Origin of the sequence: Algibacter miyuki (assembly GCF_030409805.1) — a bacterium.
In the GTDB taxonomy this organism is placed as follows: domain Bacteria; phylum Bacteroidota; class Bacteroidia; order Flavobacteriales; family Flavobacteriaceae; genus Algibacter; species Algibacter miyuki.
Genome location: NZ_JAUFQP010000010.1, coordinates 525103 through 548740 on the forward strand (window position 1 = coordinate 525103; position 23638 = coordinate 548740).

General features: G+C 34.8%; 16 protein-coding genes. 3 read left to right on the top strand and 13 right to left on the bottom strand.

Annotated elements, in window-relative coordinates; all coding sequences use genetic code 11:
- Nucleotides 1-81: 81 nt before the first annotated feature.
- From QWY92_RS10265 to QWY92_RS10285, 5 genes are all read right to left on the bottom strand, one after another.
- On the bottom strand, nucleotides 82-906 hold the full coding sequence (locus QWY92_RS10265) for a leucine-rich repeat domain-containing protein (protein WP_290270914.1): 825 nt from the start codon (nucleotides 904-906) through the stop codon (nucleotides 82-84).
- 191 nt (nucleotides 907-1097) lie between these two features.
- Complete coding sequence (locus QWY92_RS10270) at nucleotides 1098-2414, bottom strand: TolC family protein (protein ID WP_290270916.1); 1317 nt, start codon at nucleotides 2412-2414, stop codon at nucleotides 1098-1100.
- Nucleotides 2404-5601 carry an efflux RND transporter permease subunit gene (locus tag QWY92_RS10275; RefSeq protein WP_290270918.1) on the bottom strand — a complete coding sequence of 1066 codons (3198 nt, stop codon included), beginning with the start codon at nucleotides 5599-5601 and terminating at the stop codon, nucleotides 2404-2406. Before QWY92_RS10275 ends, QWY92_RS10270 begins: the two co-directional genes overlap by 11 nt.
- Nucleotides 5601-6731, bottom strand: coding sequence for an efflux RND transporter periplasmic adaptor subunit (locus QWY92_RS10280; RefSeq protein ID WP_290270920.1), 1131 nt, complete (start codon nucleotides 6729-6731; stop codon nucleotides 5601-5603). Before QWY92_RS10280 ends, QWY92_RS10275 begins: the two co-directional genes overlap by 1 nt.
- Nucleotides 6732-6946: 215 nt before the next feature.
- Nucleotides 6947-8857 (bottom strand): ABC-F family ATP-binding cassette domain-containing protein, encoded by a 1911-nt coding sequence (locus tag QWY92_RS10285; protein WP_290270922.1) that lies wholly within the window; start codon nucleotides 8855-8857, stop codon nucleotides 6947-6949.
- A gap of 85 nt (nucleotides 8858-8942) precedes the next feature.
- Here QWY92_RS10285 and QWY92_RS10290 point away from each other — a divergent pair, with 85 nt between their 5' ends.
- Nucleotides 8943-9326: a DUF983 domain-containing protein gene (locus QWY92_RS10290; protein ID WP_290270924.1), complete on the top strand. Its 384-nt coding sequence runs from the start codon at nucleotides 8943-8945 to the stop codon at nucleotides 9324-9326.
- Between the two features lie 216 nt (nucleotides 9327-9542).
- On the opposite strand, the gene QWY92_RS10295 is transcribed toward QWY92_RS10290, so the two are convergent.
- From QWY92_RS10295 to QWY92_RS10330, 8 genes are all read right to left on the bottom strand, one after another.
- The gene (locus QWY92_RS10295; RefSeq protein WP_290270926.1) at nucleotides 9543-10583 is read right to left on the bottom strand and encodes an NAD(P)/FAD-dependent oxidoreductase; all 1041 of its coding nucleotides are present in this window, start codon (nucleotides 10581-10583) and stop codon (nucleotides 9543-9545) included.
- 90 nt (nucleotides 10584-10673) lie between these two features.
- A complete protein-coding gene (gene porN, locus QWY92_RS10300) occupies nucleotides 10674-11564 on the bottom strand; it encodes a type IX secretion system ring subunit PorN/GldN (protein WP_290270928.1) in 891 nt (296 codons plus the stop codon).
- Nucleotides 11565-11678: 114 nt separating this feature from the next.
- Entirely contained in the window at nucleotides 11679-13238 is a 1560-nt protein-coding gene (porM, locus tag QWY92_RS10305) for a type IX secretion system motor protein PorM/GldM (protein ID WP_290270930.1), read from the bottom strand.
- Between the two features lie 65 nt (nucleotides 13239-13303).
- Complete coding sequence (porL, locus tag QWY92_RS10310) at nucleotides 13304-13945, bottom strand: type IX secretion system motor protein PorL/GldL (RefSeq protein ID WP_290270933.1); 642 nt, start codon at nucleotides 13943-13945, stop codon at nucleotides 13304-13306.
- A gap of 105 nt (nucleotides 13946-14050) precedes the next feature.
- The gene (gene porK, locus QWY92_RS10315; protein WP_290270935.1) at nucleotides 14051-15412 is read right to left on the bottom strand and encodes a T9SS ring complex lipoprotein PorK/GldK; all 1362 of its coding nucleotides are present in this window, start codon (nucleotides 15410-15412) and stop codon (nucleotides 14051-14053) included.
- 161 nt (nucleotides 15413-15573) lie between these two features.
- Entirely contained in the window at nucleotides 15574-16740 is a 1167-nt protein-coding gene (locus QWY92_RS10320; protein ID WP_290270937.1) for a formimidoylglutamase, read from the bottom strand.
- Nucleotides 16741-16863: 123 nt separating this feature from the next.
- A complete protein-coding gene (gene topA / locus QWY92_RS10325; protein ID WP_290270939.1) occupies nucleotides 16864-19416 on the bottom strand; it encodes a type I DNA topoisomerase in 2553 nt (850 codons plus the stop codon).
- Between the two features lie 210 nt (nucleotides 19417-19626).
- On the bottom strand, nucleotides 19627-20412 hold the full coding sequence (locus QWY92_RS10330; protein ID WP_290270940.1) for a hypothetical protein: 786 nt from the start codon (nucleotides 20410-20412) through the stop codon (nucleotides 19627-19629).
- Between the two features lie 485 nt (nucleotides 20413-20897).
- On the opposite strand from QWY92_RS10330, the gene miaB reads away from it, so the two are divergent.
- Nucleotides 20898-22346, top strand: coding sequence for a tRNA (N6-isopentenyl adenosine(37)-C2)-methylthiotransferase MiaB (gene miaB / locus QWY92_RS10335; RefSeq protein ID WP_290270941.1), 1449 nt, complete (start codon nucleotides 20898-20900; stop codon nucleotides 22344-22346).
- Between the two features lie 4 nt (nucleotides 22347-22350).
- Nucleotides 22351-23619, top strand: a complete 1269-nt coding sequence (locus QWY92_RS10340) for a sigma-54 interaction domain-containing protein (protein ID WP_290270943.1) — start codon at nucleotides 22351-22353, stop codon at nucleotides 23617-23619.
- The last annotated feature ends 19 nt before the right edge of the window (nucleotides 23620-23638 follow it).

Below are 23638 nucleotides of genomic sequence, written 5' to 3' on the forward strand. Positions count from 1 at the left end.
AAGCGAAGTTATATAAACAAAAAAAAGGTAGCCATAACGACTACCTTTTCTTCTTATTAATTATAAAAAACACTTCGAGTTTTATTCTTTTTCGATGTCCATCTCTGCTGTTGCAGATTCTGATAACATCATAGATAAGCTTTGCGGACCACTACCTGAAACTGAAACGTACTCTTGGTTTAGGTTGTTGTCGCTCACCATTAATGTTTTTAGCTGTGTTAAACGTATAAATTCTATTGGCAGATTTCCTGTAAATTGATTTACAGCAAGTATCAATTCTTCTAAGTTATTAAGTTGTGCTAATTCGGCTGGTATTTCACCTTCCATTCTATTATCCATTAAACCTAGCTTTTCTAATTTTACTAAGGCATGAATTTGAGTTGGAATAGAACCTGTTATATAATTACTGCTTAATAATAGTTCTTTTAAATTAGTAAGTTGCATTAATGATTCCGGTAAGTCACCTGTTAGCTGATTGCTATATAATCTTAAGTATTCTAATTGTTTTAATTGTCCGAGTTCCGTAGGAATATCTCCTACAAGCTTATTCATAAATAATTCTAAGGCGGTTAACTTTGTTAATTTTGCTAAGGCCACTGGCAATTCACCCGAAATTTTATTGAATCCTAAATTAAAAACTCTTAGTTCCGCTAAATCTCCTATCTCACTTGGCAATTCACCTACTAGGTTATTAAATTGAAGATTGATTTCTACAACATTATTATCTTTCACTGTTACACCATGCCATGTATTTACTGGAGATCTTAAATTCCATGTGGTGTGCCATGCAGCTCCATTTGTGGAGTTATACAACGCGATTAACGCATTTTTTTCTACCGACGATACATTTGCAAACGAATAACTTGTTACTAGGCAACAAATTAAAATAAGTTTTAAAGTTTTCATAGAATGGGGTTTTTATTGTTCTCTCTTGTACGAAAGTACCCCATAGATAGATTAAAAACTATTTTATTCGCTGAAACGCACTAAATTTTAACATTTATACATCGTTGAAATACCTTTTTAAAAGGATAAGTAACATCAATTTGTACGACAATTACAACTCATCTTTAGCTCACACTCCGTTTACAAGCTCTTTAAAACCTTACATTTAAAAGCTGCCCACTAATTTGCAACATAAGTAATTCGGCTACTTTTGCGGTGTACTTTGCTTGATTTCTGCTAAGCTCTGCGTTTAGTAAATTAAGTTGGGCTTGTCTAAATTCTATGGAATTAACTTGACCAATCTTAAATTTTTCTTCGGTTCTATCAAAGTTATTCTGAGCGGTTTTAATGTTATCTTCTTGAAGTTTAAAAATATTCAGCTTGTTTTGGTAATCGTCCCAAGCATTATTAAAATCGCGTTCAACAGATACTAAAAGTTGTTCCTTTTGAATATTTTGTGCCTCCAAGTTTACTTTAGCATTTCTAACGTTGGTAATAGTACTACCTCCATCGAATAAATTCCAACTAAAATTTACCCCTCCTGAAAACCCTGTATTTATAGAATAACTAGAAAAAGAGGCTGCATTATTATTGTTTTTGTTCCATCCATAACTTCCCGTTAAACCTATTGTAGGCAAATAAGCCGATGCTTGAGATTTTACGCTTAAAGTATTAATGTCTATGTTTTTGTTTACCTGTAAGATATTAATGTTACTCGTTTTCACATTCTGTAACAATTCCTCTTTATCATATAAGGTATTAAATGCGATATCCGATTCAACAGAAAAATCTGGTGCTAATGAATTTCCTAATACAAAGTTCAAATCACGTTTAGCATTTTGCAATTGCTGTTGGGCATTCATTAAACTAATACTATCATTATTAATATCAACTTCGGCGTTAAGGCTTGCTAATTTGGTGCTTTGTCCGTAATCGAATTGATATTGCGCTCTCACCAAACGATCTTTAGAGATAGCCAAGGTTTGAGTAATAGCACTCGAATTCTCATGCAATTCTGCCACATTATAATAAATGGAAAACAACTGTATAATGGTATTCTCGATAGTTTCTCGAGCTTGCAACTCGGTTAATTGTAAGTTTTCTTTAGATTGCTTGTAATCGTAAGAACGTCCTAAACCATCAAATAAAGTGTAATTCAAATTTGTACTGGCATTATAACTCGAACTTTCAGCACCTTTCAAAACCCGGTCTGTTCCGTCAGAAAACCCAACCTCTGTATCGTCTAAATTATAGTTTGCACCCGCATTCCCCGTAAGGGTTGGTAAAAAACCAGAATTTAAAATATCAGCATTATTTTCAGCGATTTCCACATCAGTCTTAGCCAATTTAATACCGTAGTTATTATCTAAAGCCAAGCTTACGGCTTTTTCCGGCGTTATTAATTCCTGTGCAAACAGCGATGTTTGCGTTATTAATACTAGACTTAAAAAAACAAATTTAATGTTCATCTTCTTCTTTTTGTTCTTTAATGGCACGTTCAACTTCTTCTTTAGTCACTTTTTCTCCTGTAGCTAACCATTTGGTATTCTTTTTAATACCATTACTGAAAGCTAAAAATAGCGGTAAAACTAATAAGGTTAAAACGGTGGCATAAGCGATTCCGAATGAAATTGAAATGGCCATGGGTTTTAAAAATTGGGCTTGTCTACTTTTTTCAAGTAATAAAGGTGCCAAACCTGCAACGGTGGTTAACGAGGTTAAGAAAATAGCTCTAAATCTAGATTTTCCGGCGTCGGAAAGAGCTAAATCGAAAGACATCCCTTCTTTTAAATTCGCATTAAATTTCCCGATTAACACCAAACCATCATTCACCATAATACCAATTAATGCAATAATTCCTAATAATGATAAAATATTTACAGGAAAACCTAAAATCCAATGTCCCCAAGCTACTGCCGTTAAACTAAAAGGCACTAATAGCATCAGTAATAGTGGTTGACTATAACTTCGGAAGGTAAACGCAATGGTTATATATATCAGTAATAAAATAGGAATTCCAGCGGCTTTAAGTGATTTAGATAACTTGGAAGCCTCTCTGTTTTGTCCTTCAAATGATGCTGAAATAGTTGGATATCTTGATTGAATTTCAGGAATTACATTTGCCTTAATATCGTCAATAATATCTGTTGTACTTGTATTCGGATCTTTTAAATCTGCAGAAACTTGAATTTCACGTTGACCTTCTAAGTGATTTATAGCCACATCGCCACGTTCAATAGTGTAAGTCGCAATATCCTTTAATGATACACGCGCCCCCGAAGGCGTTACAATACGCATATCGTCTAAATTATTTATCGATTGTCGGTTGGTTAAATCATAACGCACCCAAACTTTAATTTCATCTTGACCACGCTGAAAACGCTGTGCTTGCACCCCGAAAAACCCAGAACGTACTTGCAGCATAACCGCTTGTAAGTCTAACCCCATTAAATAGGCGCTTTCTTTTAATTCTAAACGAATTTCCTTAATACCCGCAGGATCATTATCTTCTACATCCTTTAATAATGGATTGGTTTTTAGAACTTCTTTCATTTCTAATTTAGCCGCCTTTAACTCTTCAATATTATTACTTAAAAGTGATACTGAAACGGGACTTCCTCCAAAATTACCACCAGAACCAAAAATTAAACGCTCGGTACCAATAACGGGGCCTACTGCTTCGCGTAGCCTATTGGTAACTAAAGTTGCACTAATGCTATTCGGACGCTCTTCTCCAGGTAGCATATTAATACGTAATTGCCCGCTTGACGAACTTGTTAAGGAAACAATAATATTTTCGAACAACTCCTTGCCGGTACCTTTAAGATACTCTTCTGTTAATTCTTTATTTAAAATAACGGCTTTTTCTTCTATCATGGAAATAATAGAATCTGTTACCTTAACATTGGTTCCGTTAGGCATATCTAATTCTACAGAAACACGATCACTGGCCACAGATGGAAATAATGTAACTCCAATAACACCGCCTCCAATAGCGCCCATAGTGAGTATTAAAATTCCAATAAAAAAGCTTAATGATAGCATTTTGTATTCTAAAACAAAATCTAAACACGGACTATAAACCTTATCACGTAGAAACGTCATAAACCGATCGCCCATTTTATTAATGATTCTCATTTTAGAGAAAAACTGTTTTAATTTAGATGGATTTTCATCTTCAACCGGTTTCCGAAGTGCTTTGGAATGCGCTAAATGCGCTGGTAAAATAATCAAAGCTTCCACTAATGAAACCACTAAAGTTAAAATTACGATAACGGAGACTTCACTGAAAAACTCACCAATTCTACTATCCAAAAACAGGAATAACGAGAAGGCTAATAAAGTTGTAATAATAGCGGATACAACAGGTGGAATAACTTCCATAGTCCCATCGATTGCTGCTTGAATTGGTGTTTTACCTTTTTCGTAATGCTGATAAATATTTTCGGCTATTACAATACCATCATCCACTAAAATACCAATCACGATAATCATTCCGAAAAGGGATAGCACGTTGATGGTGACATCAAATTGAGCGGCAAAAATAAACATCCCTAAAAAGGAAACCGGTAAACCAAAAGCGACCCAAAACGCCAAACGCGTATTTAAAAATAAGGATAAGAAAACCAATACTAAAATCATCCCAACAATGGCATTCTCTGTCAATAATTGGGTTCTTTGATTTAGAGTGATCGATAAATCTCGAACGATATGGATTTTAACGTTATTATGACTTTGATTATAACCTTCTATATAGGTTTTAATTTTTTCGGCGGAAGAAATTAAATCTTCATTATTGGTACTAGTTACTGAAATATCAACCGCTAATTCACCATCAAAATAAGTAGATTTTGGTGTTTCAGAAAAACGATCTCGAATAACGGCAACATCACCTAAACGCACTACTTTTCCATCACTGGTGGCTTTTACAACGATATATGACAATTCTTTTCCGTAGTACGATCTATTATTAGCTCGAATTAAATATTCTTCGGCATCGGTTTTAATATTACCACCTGTAACTAAAATATTAGACGCGCTTACTGCTTTCGATACATCGGAAAAACTAATGTTGTATGCTAGTAAACTTGCTTCGTTAACTGCTATTTCAATTTCTTCATCCGGATATCCCGAAACTTCAATTTGCGAAACGCCTTCGAGCGCTCGTAAATCATTTTCAACTTGTCGACCTAATTGTTTTAAAGTTGCTAAAGGAATATTATTTCCGCTTAAAGCGAAAGAAATCGTCTCTCGTACAGCCTCTTGTTTGGCTACAATAAGCGGTTCCATTCCTGATGGAAAAGAAGGCACACGATCTACCGCATTTTTAACTTCCAAAAGCATGAAATCTATATTTTCACCTTTTTCAATCTCTACTGTTATGGCACCACTATTTTCTCTAGACACTGAAGTTACCCGGTCTACACCACGTAATCCTTTAAGATTATCTTCAATTTTAAGTACAACTCCTTCTTCTATTTCTTGAGGAGAGGCTCCCGGATAGGCAACACTAATATTAATAATTTTAGATTCGGTTAAAGGAAAGTATGAGGATTTAAGAGACAATATACCAAGTGTTCCAAACACGAAAAATGCCAAAATAAAAATATTTACAGCAACGTGATACTTAATAAAATAACTGATTAATTTTCTCATTATTTATTTCCCGTTTTATCAGTTCCTTTAAAAGGCTTTACCAGCATGCCTGCATAAGCGCCTGGCACTGGTTTTTTAAGAATAATGGTGCCATTAGGTACATTTTTTAAAACCACTTTTGTGTCTGAAAAATAAACAGGTTTTGCTTTTATAAGGTCCAACAAACTATCGCGAACAATAAAAATCTCATTGCTTTCCGATAGTAAGTTTCTATCTATTTCAATAGCGTCTTGCTCTTGTTTCGCATTTAAATTAGCTTCTAAATAGATCCCTTCCTTTAAATTACTATCCGTAACATCAATATAGGCTGTAATGGTTTGTGTGGTAGCATCTACGCTTCCGTTTACACGAGAAACTTTACCGGTGTACGTTTGTGTTTTATCTAAATTAGTAAGCGCAACCTCTTCGCCCACTTTTACTAAGTTTGCGTAATTTTCATTAAGCGCCACTTCCATTTCGTAAACCGACGTATCGATAAATTCTCCTAATTTTTGTCCACTTCTTACTAAAGTTCCCTCCGTAATTAAAGCCTCAGTTAAAATACCAGAAAAGGGTGCATAAATATTATATTTTGAAAGGCGTTGTTCTAGATTTTTAACATTGTAATATCTAGAAATAATACCACGACCGGTGATAAAATAATTTTCTTTATCCGAAGTTATTTCAGGTAACTGCGGTGTTGTTTTATTCAAATCAAAACCTGTAAGATAGTTTTGCCATTTTTGAAAAACTTCAGGAAAATCTAAACGCAAATCAGGCATTATAGCCGCAATATCGTTATATAAATTACTTTTTTCAGATTGTACACTGGCGTAGTGTTCCGAGGCATCGATGCGCACTAAAGTCTGTCCTTTAGAATATATTTGTCCGGGTTTAAAAAGCGTTTTAGAAGATTTAAACAAGCCTTGAACTTCTGCATAAATCTCTAAACGGCGCTTGGCAACTAAACTCCCATTCGCAGGAATTATAATTTGAACTGTACCGTTCGCCACAGTATCTATCAATACCGTTTTTACCACTTTCTCCTTTACAGGCTTGGGTTTGTTTTTTTCGTCTATCAGTTTTTTAGCAATAAAAAAGGAGACCACAATGAATAGAATTCCAAGGCCTGAAAGTATAATTTTGCGCATGTTTTTAGTTTAGATAATCTGTTTGTAAAATTACCTAATACCAACTACCAAAAAGTTAAAAAAAACATAAAAGAAACTTAAAAAACGCAGGAAACCTTATTCCAACAGGCATTATAAAACTTTCATTGTCTTAAAATTAAGATAAAAACATTCTATTTACCTTAATAATCTAAGAAAAACGTTGAATGAAACTCGTCTAAACATAGAAAAATTGATTAGCTTTCGAATGCTTCAATTTCCATCTGGATATCTTCCCATTTTTGCATGAACCCCTGTAAATCGGTTTTCATTTTCTGGTAATTATCAAAGAAATTAGGCTTAGAAGATACTTCTTCATAATTAAGTTCAAGTTCGGCATCAATCTTTTTAATCTTGCGCTCCATGTCGTTTATTTTAGACTCCACGTTGCTCAATTTGTTATTCAAAGACTTCATTTTCTTTTGATCTTCGTACGATTGTTGATTTTTCTCCTTCGGAGTTTCCTTGATAATGGTACGTTTTTCAACCTCACGTAAACTATCAACATTACGTTTCTCTAAATAATAATCAATATCCCCTAAGTATTTCTTAATTTGTTGATCTTTAAATTCGTAAACCGTGTGCGTTAAGCCTTGTAGAAAATCACGATCATGCGATACTAAAATCAAGGTACCTTCAAAACGTTTTAAAGCCTCTTTCAATACGTTTTTCGATTTAATATCCAAGTGATTTGTTGGCTCATCCATAATCAACACGTTAAACGGTTGCAGCATTAATTTTGCCAACGCCAAACGGTTTCGTTCCCCTCCTGAAAGGACACGTACATACTTTTCAGCCTCGTCTCCTCTAAATAGAAACGATCCTAAAATATCACGCACTTTGCTACGGTTGGTTTCGTTTGCCGCATCAATCATAGTATCTAAAACAGTTTTATTACCATCTAAATACTCGGCTTGGTTTTGAGCAAAATATCCAATTTGCACATTATGTCCCAATTTCAATTCACCATCATGTTGAATATCGCCCACCATAATTTTGGCCAGCGTCGATTTTCCTTGACCATTCTGCCCAACAAATGCCGTTTTTGTATCGCGTTCAATCAATAAATCAATAGCACTTAAAACTTGATTACTTCCGTAATTTTTTGAAATCTGATTAGTTTCTACAACCACTTTTCCTGGCGTAATAGATACCGGGAAATTAAGTGTCATCACACTATTATCATCTTCATCAACCTCAATTCTATCAATTTTATCTAACTTTTTAATCAGCGATTGCGCCATAGTTGCTTTCGATGCTTTCGCACGGAACTTTTCTATAAGCTTCTCGGTTTGCTCAATTTGCTTTTGCTGATTTTTTTGCGAGGCTAATTGTTGCGTACGCAACTCTTCACGCAATACTAAAAATTGCGAATAAGGTTTCGGATAATCATAAATGCGCCCTAACGAAATTTCAATAGTTCTATTCGTTACATTATCTAAAAACATTTTATCGTGCGACACAATAGCTACTGCTCCTGTATAATTTCTTAAAAATCCTTCCAACCAAATAATAGATTCAATATCCAAGTGATTGGTAGGCTCATCCAGCAGTAAAATATCGTTGTTTTGTAATAGTAATTTCGCCAGCTCAATACGCATACGCCATCCTCCCGAAAACGTATCGGTTAGTTTGGTAAAATCTTCGCGTTTAAATCCTAAACCTTGCAAAATCTTTTCCGTATCACCTTGGTAATTATAACCGCCCAAAATATCGTATTGGTGTTGCAAATCGTTAATATCAATCATTAACTGGTTGTAACCCTCACTTTCATAATCGGTACGTTCCGCCATTTGCGTATTTACCGTCTCCATTTTAGCTTCTAGTTCCTTGATTTCAACAAAAGCCTCGTAAGCTTCTTCTAAAACGGTGCGACCTAATATAAAATCGATATCCTGTTTTAAGAAACCAATTTTAAGTTCCTTATCAGCTGCAATTTGCCCTGTATCAGGTTCCATTTCCTTCGACAGAATTTTAAGCATGGTTGATTTTCCTGCACCATTTTTACCAATAAGGCCGATTCTATCACCGTTCCCGAGTTTAAACGTAATATCTTCAAATAAGTATTCGCCTTGAAATGAGACCGATAAATTATGAATGTTCATCATAGAAATGTAACTTTTATTACAGTGGGTTAATTGAAAAATCTGTACTTTTGCCCTGTAAATGCGTTTGCAAAAATACACAAATATTATGTTTAAAAAAGGCTCAAAATTATATAGTATTTTCACAGGATCTTGCCCAAAATGTCACGGCGAATCCATGTACAAAAACAGCAACCCCTATGCGCTTTCCGAAACGCTAAGCATGCACGAAAATTGCAGCTGCTGTAACACAAAATACAAAATAGAACCCTCGTTCTTTTATGGCGCCATGTACGTTAGTTACGGTGTGGGCATTGCTTTTGCCGTTGCCGCCTACGTTATAAGTAGTTTAATTTTCAATGCTAGTTTAAACGGTATTTTTATTTCTATCATAGTAACTCTCGTTGCATTTATGCCTGTAATTATGCGTGTATCTAGAAATATTTGGATTAACCTTTTTATGAGTTACGACAAAAAATTAGTAAAAAAATAAAACCTATTTCTCTATTTGGGCGTTACCCAAGGGTCGGGCTTTCCGCTATATCTTTTTTTAAAGTCTCTTTTTACAGCGCATATTTCACCATAAAACTCAAGGCCTTTTTAAAATATCAGCATTAATCCGAAAGTTCAAAAAAAGGATGCCGCATCAATCCCTAACGCGAGGCTCGTTTACTAAAAACAGTCTAAAATTGTGAGTTCCTTTTTTAGGCTATAAAAAACGTTCAATATTAATTTCTTTATCTAAAGGTGTTCCTGCTTCAATAAATTCAAAAAGAGATTTAGCCATTGCAGGTCCAATCATCACACCACGTGTTCCTAAACCATTTAAAACATAAAGATTTTTAAGTGTTTGATGTTGCCCTACTAACGGACGTCTATCCTTCACCGTAGGCCGAATTCCTGCCACTTGGTTCACAACTTCAAACTCACAGTCAATCACTTTTATCAGTTTATCTAATAGTTCCTTCTCTGCTTTTTTGGTGGTATCGTGTGTGGTATCATGCCAATCGTAAGTTGCGCCAACAGTATATAGATCGTCTCCCAACGGAATTAAAAACACACCGGCTTTCAATACAAAATTCATTTTTAATTCAGGAGCCAAAATAGTAAGCAACTCTCCTTTTGTAGGCACTAAAGGTAAATCACTAAAAAACGGATTTTTAGTTACCCCGAAACCTTCAGCAAAAACAATATGTTTGGCTTGTATGTTTTTATAAGTAACTCCAGAGTTTTCAGCAGTTACAGCATCATAATCAAAACCTTCTGTAATTAGTAGGTTTTCAGCTTTTAGATCGGCTTTATAGGCTTCAATTAATGTTTTCACATCAATTCTACCTGTTTCTAAAACTTCACCAAAACCAAACGAAGCATTTATACCATTATTGGTATTCTTAATTAACGATGTAGAAAGGTATTTGCTAAGCGCTGGTTTATCGGAAGCTGTAAACCAATCATTCTGCTCTTCCACCGAAGCAAACTTCCTATAAACAGGTATTTTATGATCGAGTTTTACCTTTAACCTGTCTTCTAAAACTTTATACATAGGTAAAGCGAGTTCCAACTGTGCATCGCTTTGCCATACCGATGTAAAACGTTTTAGCACCACCGGGTTGTACAAACCTCCAGCCACCGTAGACGACTGCTGTGATGCATTATCGCACACTATAAAACTTTTGTTATGCGCTTTTAATTGTTCGCAAAAACTAATACCGGCTAAGCCTATTCCTACAATAATATAATCTACTTTCATACGCTACGAAGATAAATATTTACGCACTTTATTTAACAAAAAAACGCCCACTTAAAAGTGAGCGTTTTATATTTTAATAAGATCTAGAATTTAATATGTCCACATATCTAATTCAAAATCTCTAATTTTATCTTTAATTCTATCAGACTCTAACAATTGCATTAAAGCATTATTCGAAATATATTCTGATACTGCTCTATCACCTTGTACATTTTCTTCTTTATAAGTATACCCTTGAAAACGTCTTGCGTTTAAAATGTGGTCGAAAGAAAATGGCATAGAACTATTTTTGTTATTAAAGGATTTTGCTTCGTGTAGAACTTTACGAGCATCTGGGAAGAAAATCCAAAATAGCTCTACTAAGTCTGGCTCAGCGTCATCAATAAAGTTAACATCTGGTGCCACAGGAGCAATACCTAATAAACGGTATTTCATTTCAGCTTGACGTTTATCAAAGTACCAAAGTCCTTTAATATGGTATTCTCTAATTTCGGCAGATGTAATACTTCTTTTGTTAATATATTCTGCAGATAATGTTTCACCTGCATTTAATTGCTCGATACCATACTCTGTAGTATCTACTTTTACTAAAGCAGATTCTATATCCAATAACGTTCTTTTACCATTAAAGTAAGAGTCGTCATAAATATTTTCAATATTTCCATTTTTGATGTTCTTCATTAAAACATCATATAATGAACGTCTGTTACTACTAATATTATTAGTATCTACAGGGTAATACAATGGAAAGTTTGCACGCTCGTCTAAAACTATTTTTTCCCAAGTCATTTTAGAAAACAGAATATCTCTATCATCTACATAGCCGTATTCTAAAGGTTTATCATTATCAACAGCCTTTTGAGCAGCGGTTCTAACACCAATTTCTTCTGGGCTTTTAGCGTTTAAAATATTTGCTTGAGCAAATGCACCAGACACTGTACAAACAGTTGTTACGGTTAATAAAAAACTTTTCAAATTCATGTGCTTACTATTTATTGTTTTTAATGAAACATCTTAAATAAAATAGATTTTACCTAAGATGTTTTATCCTGTCCTACTTTTATTCAGTAATAACTAAACGTTATTTATACTTTTTTAGTTTGTAAGCTCGATAATAATCGGTGATACTTTTTTAAGTATTACACTTACACCGGTAGCTTTAGCATTGATATCAAAGATAGTAATATCTGAACCACGTTTTGCTTTACGCAACGCCCCTTTTGCTCTACCATCTAATTTATTTCCACTAACATTTATTGTTGGTTGCCCTGGTACTTTAAATTTAAAACCTGTAACACGTAATGGCAATTCAAAATCAAAATCGTCAAACTTAGCACCAATAGTAGAAATTTCAAGACTGTTACGTTGCATTTTTACAGCACCATCTTCCCCTCTTACAGTTCCCGTTGGTTTTGGTAGATCTTTAATTCTAAATGTTGCTTTATCTCCAACTTTTCCACCATCAGGTAAAGTTCCAGAAACATTAATGGTTACTTCTCTACCCTGAATTTTAGTAGCATCCATGGTGTAGCTACTTCCAGATCCTCTTGATAAACCTTGTGCGCTTGCGCTTACTTTATTATCAGGAATACCAGCAAATGAAATAGTCATTGGATTTTTAACACCTCTATATACTACATTCATTTTATCTGCAGAAATAGTTGCAGAGTTTGGTTTAGAAACCGTTGCAAACGATGATTTAACAGGTACTTCTACCTCTTCACCATCTTGAGCAAAATATAAAGCTCCTGCAATTTTATGTTCTCCAACACCACCTGTTCCTATTTTAAGCTTCACTTTTCCACCTTCAATAGAGTATTGATCTTCAGATAATTTTCTACCGTCTAAAGTTAACTCCACACGACTTGGTTTTGTAGACGCATCTGTACGACCTAAAACAATTTGTCCGTCGAACTGCTCACCATTAAAGTAAGCCGATTTAGACGTTTCCATTAACGTTGTATAGTTTGTCATAGACACCTCGCTAGATAATGTACCTTGTAACATGTTGCCTAAGATTTCAGACTCGGTTGCTTTAACATCCGATTGAAGTTGTGTCATTTTAGTTAAAGACGCTACTAAAGGAAACCCTTTATAGTTATGATCTAACCATTCTACTTTTCCAGCGCCACGTTTAACATCATCAGTATTAAATTTGTCTTTCACAGATTTAACAACCTCTTCCATGCCTTTTTGGCCTTCCAATAACTTAATAACACCTTCTCTAAAGGTTACAATTTGTGCTTTGAATTCTTTAGCTTCTGGTGTTAAAACACCACCTTTAAAAAAGTTTTGATCTAAGTAATCTCCCTTATCCATACTTTCGTATTCTTCAGGATCGTCTACTGTTGCAATCATTTTTCCTTTTAATTCTTCAATGTAAACATTGAAGTTTGAAGCCAATTGATCTAAAGCTTCACCTTTAGCTTTTAAAGGTTCGTATTTTTCTGGTTGCTCATCTGCTTTTAACTTTAAGTTATTTACAAATGCTTTGTTTCTTATTTCTGCCGACTCGTTTGATTCTTCAAGTCTTTGGTTCATGATTCCGAATGCTGAAAGTACTTCTTTCGACATATTTAATGCTAACATCGCAATAAATATGAGGTACATCAGGTTAATCATTTTTTGTCTAGGTGATAAATTTCCTCCTGCCATAGTTAATTAGGTTTTTTTGTGGTTGATTAATAATAAGATTTGGGATTATTAACTCGCCTAATTAATTATTTATTCATTGCAGATAACATTCCGCCGTAAACTCCGTTTAAAGATGATAAGTTTGATGCTAGAGATTGCATTTGCTCTTTCAATTTAGCGGCATTCTCAACAGATTCTTCATTAATGCTGGCTTGTTTGCTAGCACTTTCTAATTGCACTTTGTATAAACCGTTTAACGATTCCATTTGTGCTGCTGCTAAAGATAACTCTTCACCATATTTTTTAGTTGCTTCAATAGAATCTACAGTAGACCCAATATTTTTTGCTGCGCCTTCAAAGTTTTTGATACTATCTCCTAAACTTGCGATTAATTCTCCATCAATTTTAGCTTCTTTCAATAAGTTATCCAATTTTTTAGATAATAAACCTTCAGCGTCTTGATTTTGAACAGCTTCTTTTTTAGATCCTGCTCCTCCAGCTAATTCTGGGTATACTAATGACCAGTCTAATTCATCATCAACAGGTTCAAATGCTGATAATGCAAATATAATTGCTTCGGTAACAAGACCAATAGTTAACATGACGTTACCTGTTAATGGACCAATTTGAAAGTGAATAATTTTGAATAAAGCTCCAACAATTACCACTGCTGCACCTAATCCATAGGCCATATTCATGAATCTTTTACCTGTTTTTGACTTTGCCATAATTTTTAAATTTTAAGTTTAAGTACGAATACTTAAGTAGGTTAATTAATTAAATTTATTTTGATTTGATTTGATTTGATTTGATTTGATTAAATATAAAATAGATTAGTTTCCGTTCTTAGTTACTTGTGTCCCCATATAATCTTGAACGGTTCTAAAACCTATATAACTTCTTGCAGAATCTGCATACTCGTAATCTCTTGAACTTACCTGTAAAAAGTAAGCAACATCTTTCCATGACCCACCACGAACAATTTTACGTTTATTGTCTCTATCGTTTACACTTGGATTTATACTAGAAGTGTATTCGTATGATGAAGGATCGTATGATGCGTTCACCCATTCTGAAACATTACCCGACATATTATATAAATTATAATCGTTTGGTTCGTATGATTTTGCTTCTACGGTATATAATGCTTGATCGGCAGCGTAATCCCCACGTACAGGTTTAAAGTTTGCCATAAAACAACCTCTATCACTTTTTGTGTAAGGCCCACCCCAAGGGTATGTTGCTGCTTGTAGACCACCACGTGCGGCATACTCCCATTCTGCTTCTGATGGTAACCTAAACGTATTTACCATAGCTGCACCTTTTCTTGATTTTTGGTACGAATTTTTATTTATGGTTCTCCACTCACAAAATGCTTTCGCTTGTTGCCAAGTAATACCTACTACAGGATAGTCTCCATAAGCATCATGCCAAAAATAATCGTTGTGCATTGGTTCGTTATACGAATACGCAAAATCTCTAATCCAAACCGTTGTATCTGGGTAAATTTTAATTTCTTCTTTTACAATCGCATCTTCACGCTTAATACCTCTATTTTTCGCAGCTTCTTGGATGTCCATATAGCTGTATTGAAATTTAAATTTATTAACATCCCAAGTACGTTGCCCATTATAAGACGCTTCTAAAGGCAAATACATAGTATCCATAACCTCAGCATACCACTCATCTGGATATTCAGCTGTATCAAAAATTAAATCAACATCTTTGTTCAACTTTCTACCTTCATAGCCTGTTGGGCCTAATCCTGTATAATTTTGAAACATGTATTTTTCGTAAACAGACATATTTGCTGTATCTGCATCTTTAAATGCAAACTCACCAATACCTCCATCGTCAGGAATTTTCCCAATTTCATCCGCTAAAACAGCTAATTTCATTCTAACAATAGAATCTCTAACCCAATTTACAAACTGACGGTATTCGCTGTTTGTAATCTCGGTAGCATCCATATAAAATGATCTTACTGTAACCGTCTTTGCTGGAGCATCTTGCACACCCGCTAAATCATCATCAGCTTTACCCATGATAAATGCGCCACCAGGAATAAGCTCCATGCCATAAGGCTTTTCTGGATGCCATTTTTTCCCTTGTACACCGGTTAGTTCGCCTCTATCGTTAGAGCCGCAACTGGCTAGCATTGCTAATACTGTGGTTAATAAAATAAACTTCTTCATAATCATAGAAAACTCGCGGTTAATTATTTAAGCTTCAACTTGAGAGCGTAAACTTATTTATATATTTTGTAATACACAACTTTTTAATTAAAAAAAATACATTTCATCGTAAAAAAATTACATTTCATCGATTAAATGCGCATTTAAGCCATATTTCGTATTTATAAGCTATTTTTCCTAATGGCTTTATACCAACGTTCTGGCACTTTATTATTACAGGCATCTTTATAATCTTGATGCATGCAAGGTAATAACGTGTGCCTCTTTAATTTATTATTGACTTCAGATAAAAAAGGAATTTCAATCCACCATCGCCCGGTTTTAATACTCTTGTAAAAAACAAGTTCTTCCGAATCGACCAAGGTAATGAATTTTTGGTAAGTATTTTCTTCCGAGAAATCATCATCTTTAACCCTATAATTCACACCTTCTATAAAATACCACAACATTTGTGCAACCAACATGGAGGTAATTTCATCATCTTTGGAAGGCTTATACTCGTAAATACCAAATGATGTTACTTTATTGCTTATACCAGCATAACGAGCAATGGCACAAATTTCTTTTCCATCTAAACCGTTAGGTGATACTTTTTGTTTTAAACTTACTTCGGAACTTTTTACTGAATTTAAATCGACACTTACAATATCAGCATCACGTAAAGCGGGCTCTACAATAGTAATATCGTGAGAGACTTGCCCTAAGCGATAGGATTCAAAATAAAGGCTATCCATTAAATCGATCTCTTCTTGTGCGTTAAAATAGGTTTGATAGCCTATAGTCGCGTAATTAAAGAGATTATATGGTTGATCTAAAATGATTTTCCCGACGAAACTATTATTTTTCAGTCCTTTTGCAGAATCGCCTAAATCGAATTTAGAATCGACATTCACAATATTTACCATAGGCGCCAAATTATCATAGGCGCGATAAATGGGATAGGTCAAATCTTGCGATCCTCCTATAACCATGGGAATTATTTTGTTTTTGACTAAAGTGTTTATGGTTTCTTTTAAGGCGAAGTAAGTATCATCTACACTTTCTCCTTTTTCAATATCGCCTAAATCGGCAATACTCATGTGCCAACTTCCGGGAAAAAGATTGTAAAAGGCATTACGGATTTCATCTAAACGAAATTCTTCACCGATATAATTGATGTCGTTTCTATTTTCTAAAACCCCAATAATAGCCACGTGAACACCTTCTAGATCGGGCATGCCCTGCTGCGAAGAATGAATCTTTATTTTACGCCCTAAAGCCTGAGGTGAAAGTAATTCGTTGTGCGCTAACACAAAGTCCGAAACAGGAGACAGAAAATTAAAATCCATTAAAATGTACTAAGTTATGTCGTTTTGCTTTTTACAAATATCAATAAAAAAAGAAAACATTTGCTATAAACATAAAACTTTATATCACAAATAAAACCCTTATTTTATGTTTTTATCGTAAAATTATTTCTTTTTGGTTGCTGTTTTTTTTGTTGTAGCCTTTTTCGCTGTTGTTTTCTTAGCGGCCGCTTTTTTAGGTGCTGCCTTTTTCTTGGCTACTTTTTTCTTTGGCGTTTTAGCTTCAATTAGCTTAGCGGCCTCTTCCAAGGTCATTTCAGTAACGTCAACAGTTTTCGCTAATTCTACTTTAATTTTGCCTTTAATTACGTTATGTCTGCCCCAACGAGCCTTTTCTACGCGAATACCTTCGTCTTCCCAATTATGGATTACTTTATCAATTTCCTTTTGAATTTTAACTTCAATAAGCTCAACGATTTCCTCGTCTGATAAATTATCCCAATCGTACTTTTTATTCACATTAATAAACATGTTGTTCCATTTAATGTATGGACCAAAACGACCTTTTCCTTTTTGAACAGGTAAATCGTTATACATGTAAATTGGCGCATCGGCCTTTTGTTTTTCTTTTATTAAAACAATAGCATCATCTAGCTCTACACTTAATGGGTCGGTGCCTTTAGGAAGTGAAACATAAGCATCTCCAAACTTAACGTAAGGTCCAAAACGTCCATTATTTACCACCACTTCTTCGTCTTCAAAATTCCCTAAATTCTTAGGAAGTTGAAACAAATCCATCGCTTCTTCGAAAGTAATAGAATTTAATTGTTGATCTGGACTTAAACTTGCAAACTGCGGTTTTTCTTCATCATCTACCGTTCCTATTTGAACCATTGGTCCAAACTTCCCTAAACGTACACTTACGCGCTTACCTGTTTTAGGATCTTCACCTAATATACGTTCGCCAGATTCTCTATCTGCATTTTCTTTTACATCTTCAACAATGGGATGGAAATTATTATAAAACGATTTCATCATTTTTTTCCAATCCTCTTTCCCTTCTGCTATTTCATCAAAATCAGCTTCTACTTTTGCTGTAAAACTATAATCTAAAATAGATTCGAAATGATTCACCAAAAAGTCGGTTACAATCATTCCAATATCTGTTGGAACTAACTTCCCTTTATCTGACCCCACTTTCTCTGATAAAGTCACATCCTTTACATTACCATCTTGAAGTTTTAATTGCGAATAGCTTCGTTCTTCACCATCAACAGTACCTTTTTCAACGTAATTTCTATTTTGAATGGTTGAAATGGTTGGCGCGTAAGTAGACGGACGACCGATACCTAACTCTTCCAACTTCTTAACTAAAGAAGCCTCTGTATATCTTGCTGGCGGACGTGTATAACGTTCGGTTGCTGTAATATAACTATTCAGTAGGGTTTCGTTTGTTTTCATTGCTGGAAGCATACCATCTTGCTCATCAACATCTTCATCATCGGTACCTTCTAAATATACTTTTAAGAAACCATCAAACGTAATCACCTCTCCATTAGCACTAAAAGTTTCTTTATGTGTTGAAGCGCTAATTTTAACATTGGTACGCTCCAATTCAGCCTCGCTCATTTGCGATGCAATAGAACGTTTCCAAATTAAATCGTACAAACGGGCTTGATCGTAATCGATATCTACCGAATGCACAGCAAAATTGGTTGGACGGATGGCCTCGTGAGCTTCCTGCGCCCCTTTTGCTTTCCCTTTATAGTTACGTGGTTTACTGTATTTATTTCCGTAAGCGTCTTTAATTTCTGCTTCTGCACCTTTTCGTGCTTCGTCAGATAAATTAACACTATCCGTTCTCATATAGGTAATTAAACCGGCTTCGTATAGGCGTTGTGCCATTGTCATGGTTTTACTTACCGAGAAATATAATTTTCTAGATGCTTCTTGTTGCAGTGTGGATGTTGTAAATGGTGCTGCTGGTGATTTTTTAGCTGGTTTTTTCTGTAAATCGGCTACTTTAAAATCGGCTGAAGCATTTTTCTCTAAAAACTTCTGTGCTTCTGCTTTAGTTGAAAAGTTCTTCGGAAGTTTTGCTTTGAAAGATTGGCCATCTTCATTAGAGAATTCAGCATCAATTCTATACGATGCTACTGGAGCAAAGCCTTGAATATCGCGTTCTTTTTCAACAATTAGTCTAACCGATACCGATTGTACACGGCCGGCAGATAAACCACCTTTTACTTTTCTCCATAACACCGGAGAAAGCTCGTAACCAACAATTCTATCTAAAACACGACGTGCTTGTTGTGCATCTACTAAATCGTAATCAATTCCACGAGGATTTTCAATTGCTTTTAAAATAGCAGCTTTTGTAATTTCGTGAAAAACAATACGTTTTGTTTTCTTTTTGTCTAGTTTTAATGTTTCGGCTAAGTGCCAAGCAATAGCCTCTCCCTCGCGATCCTCATCACTTGCTAGCCAAACCATTTCGGCTTTCTTTGCTAAGTCTTTCAGTTTTTTTACAACTGCTTTCTTATCTGATGATACTTCATACTTGGGATCAAAATCACCCTCAACATCAACCCCTAATTCTTTGGAAGGTAAATCGGATATATGCCCGAAACTAGATTCTACTTTAAAATCTTTTCCTAGAAATTTCTCGATGGTTTTCGCTTTCGCTGGTGACTCTACTATTACTAAATTCTTCGCCATAAATCATTTTTTACAGGTACAAATGTATATCAAAAAAAGTATATCTGCCTTATTTTTCGTAGTATCTGTATTTTTTTTAACAACAAAACCCTGCTTTTTAGCCTAAAAAGCAGGGTTTTATTTATTTTTTTATTCTTGATAGTCCTTATTATTAACCGAACTATTTTATTCTTGTTTCAAAAAAAGTTTCAAAATTAAATTTGTAACATTTTATTCAATAGACGTCCCTATTTCTTCAATAGCATCTGTTGTTTCATCAAAACCTACGACCTTTTTATAAACCAAATATATAGGGTGTAATAAAAAGGCTTGTAAAAACAAAGACCCTAATCCGCAAGTAATCATAGATAGTACCATAATACATAAATAACTTACCAAAAATAATGCAAGGGTAATCCCCCATTTTTTATTTCCTATTTTAAAACTTGCTTTTACAATTTCGCCAGTAGAAAACTCTGCATTATAAGCAAATATTAGCGTGAAAAAAGAAATAGGCACCATGGTATAAAGTAACGGAATGTAGCATAATAAGGCCGACGGAATCGCAATACCGATAGCAATAAGCATCAGTACAAATACTTTACTTAAATATTTTCCTTTAATGAAGTGAAAAAAGTCTGAAGTCGTTACAGCTTCATCATGATCCATTCTTTTTATTATTCTAAAAAATGATGCTTGTAATGCCATGCTTATTGTTCCTAAAACGCATATACCGATAATTACAAACAACACATAAAACACAGACATGCCGCCAATAAAAGTATTTAAAGCTTCTTGATCGTTGTAGCCACTTTCTTGTTGCGCCACCATTAAACCAATTAAAGGAACGTAAAGCACTAATATAAGTGGCAACATAATCACTAATGTGAAAATTTGAAGTAAAAAGCCTTGCACCCAGGTTTTCTTGTATAACTCAATGGCTTCGCCAAATATTGAGCCAAAATCGAGCTGCTTTGCATTGTTAATTTTTTCAATTATACTGGTAATGGTATTCATTATATAAGGTTTAATTACTGGTTAGGCAGCGAAGATAATCCTTTATGTTAAAATCAAAAAAAAATCCTACTCAAAGCAGGATTTTAAATTTTTATTTAAACGATGTACTGCATTAACAAGCATATAGCGATAGTTAAATTTACATTATTTTGTAGATACTCGTATTGACATGAGGTATTACCACCAATCGTCAATAATGAATTCTGAAGCGGAATCACGTCTTTTGATTGAATAGCGACGATAAGACAAGCTCATTTCATCTTTAAATTGCTTGTTTTATAAACCTTTTTTAAAATGATGATTTCACCTGTTAAAGAAGCTTCTCTTTCAAAATATGTTAAAGCGAACAAGCAGTCTCGATATTTAATATTTCATCAAATACTACATTATAAAATACTCTTAAAATTAAACTGCCACTTTGTCACCAAACCTAAATTAATTGTATCTTTGCATACTTATTGAATGATACGAGTTTCTAGCAAACTATGGAAAAGATTATAGACGAAAAAAAACAAGGCCAAGCTTTAGATATAGAAAATAAAGCAGGCAATACACGCAAACTTTTTATTGAAAGCTACGGCTGCGCAATGAATTTTAGCGACAGTGAAATTGTGGCTTCTATCATGAAGACTCAAGGCTTTAATACCACACAAAAACTAGAAGAGGCCGATTTGGTTTTAGTTAACACTTGCTCTATTCGGGATAAGGCCGAACAAACGGTGCGGAAACGATTAGAAAAATATAACGCTGTAAAACGCGACATTAACCCAAAAATGAAAGTGGGTGTTTTAGGATGTATGGCCGAGCGATTAAAAACAAAATTTCTTGAAGAAGAAAAAATTGTTGATTTAGTGGTTGGCCCAGATGCATATAAAGATTTACCAAACTTATTAGCCGAAGTTGACGAAGGTCGAGATGCCATAAATGTGATTCTTTCTAAAGAAGAAACCTATGGTGATATTTCGCCAGTACGTTTAAATTCTAACGGTGTTACCGCTTTTGTTTCTATAACTCGAGGTTGCGATAATATGTGCACCTTTTGCGTGGTACCTTTTACACGAGGTCGCGAACGCAGTAGAGATCCTCAAAGTATTTTAGAAGAAATTACCGATCTTTGGAACCGTGGTTATAAAGAAATAACGCTTCTTGGGCAAAACGTAGACAGTTACCTTTGGTATGGTGGCGGACTTAAAAAAGACTTCGAAAAAGCCAGCGACATTCAAAAAGCAACGGCCGTAAATTTTGCTAAATTATTAGATTTATGTGCTATAGCGAAACCTAAAATGCGTATTCGTTTTTCAACATCGAACCCACAAGATTTAACTTTAGATGTGGTTGAAACGATGGCGAAACATCAAAATATTTGTAACCATATTCATTTACCTGTTCAAAGTGGAAGCAATCGTATTTTAAAAGCGATGAACCGTTTACACACCCGTGAAGAATATTTCGAACTCATAGATAACATCCGAAGTATTATTCCAAAATGTACCATAAGCCAGGATATGATTGTTGGTTTTCCGACAGAAACTGAGGAGGACTTTCAAGATACGGTATCATTAATGAAATATGTAAAATATAACTTTGGCTACATGTTTACCTACTCGGAACGCCCAGGAACAATGGCCGGACGTAATATGGAAGACGATGTGCCAGAACCTATAAAAAAGCGTCGTTTACAAGATATTGTAGATTTACAACGCGAACACAGTGAATTTAGAACCAAGGAATTTTTAAATACCACGGTGGAAGTTTTAATCGAGAAAGAATCGAAAAAATCTACCGAACAATGGTCTGGACGTACCTCACAAAACGTGGTTTGCGTATTCCCGAAAGGCGACTTTAAAATTGGTGATTTTGTAAACGTCCAAGTCAAAGACTGCACCAGCGCAACATTAATTGGAGAAGGCATCGCATTATCAATGAATAATTAAAAACATGGAATCAGTTCAAGCAATAAAACAACGTTTTGGCATTATTGGTAATACACCAACGCTAAACCGAGCCATAGAAAAAGCCATACAAGTAGCACCAACCGATATTTCGGTTTTGGTTACTGGTGAAAGTGGTGTTGGTAAAGAAAGTATTCCCAAAATCATACATCAATTATCGCATAGAAAGCACAATAAATATATTGCAGTAAACTGTGGCGCTATACCAGAAGGCACCATAGACTCAGAGCTTTTTGGACACGAAAAAGGTGCTTTTACAGGTGCTACTCAAACCCGAGAAGGTTATTTTGAAGTTGCCGATGGCGGCACCATTTTTTTAGATGAAGTTGGCGAGCTACCACTAACCACCCAAGTGCGTTTATTACGTGTTTTAGAAAACGGTGAGTTTTTAAAAGTAGGTTCTAGTAAAGTACAAAAAACCAACGTGCGTATTGTGGCCGCAACAAACGTTAATATGTTTGAAGCTATACAGAAAGAAAAATTTCGTGAAGATCTTTATTACCGTCTAAGTACGGTAGATATTAACTTACCACCGCTTAGAGAGCGTCAAGATGATATCCATTTATTATTCCGGAAATTTGCTAGCGATTTCGCTTTAAAATATAAAATGCCAACGGTTAAACTTACCGACCATGCCGTGCAGGTGCTTATAAAACATCGCTGGAGTGGTAATATTCGTCAGTTACGAAACATCGCCGAACAAGTTTCCGTTTTAGAACAAAATAGAACCATTAGCGCTGAAACTCTTCACGGTTATTTACCTACATCGGGCGCTAATTTACCTGCGGTAATTAAAACATCTAAATCTGAAAGTGATTTTAGTAGCGAACGCGAAATTCTATACAAGGTGCTTTTTGATATGAAAGCAGACTTAAACGATTTGAAGAAACTCACTATGGAACTCATGAAGAATGGGAACTCCAAAGATGTCGAGAAGAAAAACGAAAGCCTAATTCAGAAAATCTATGGAGACGATGATGAAGATGTCGAAGATTTTGAAGAAAGCATTAACGACACCGAATTACTTTCTATTCCAGAGCGTTCTTCTCCTACTGAAGAAACAACAACGGCACAAGATAAATATCATTTTGCTGAAGAAATAGAGGAAGAAGAAACCTTATCTATCCATGATAAAGAATTGGAATTAATTAAAAAATCGTTAGAACGTCACAGCGGAAAGCGTAAATTAGCAGCTGCCGAACTTGGTATAAGTGAACGTACGCTTTACCGAAAAATTAAACAATACGATTTGTAAACTACCGTTTTATTACAAA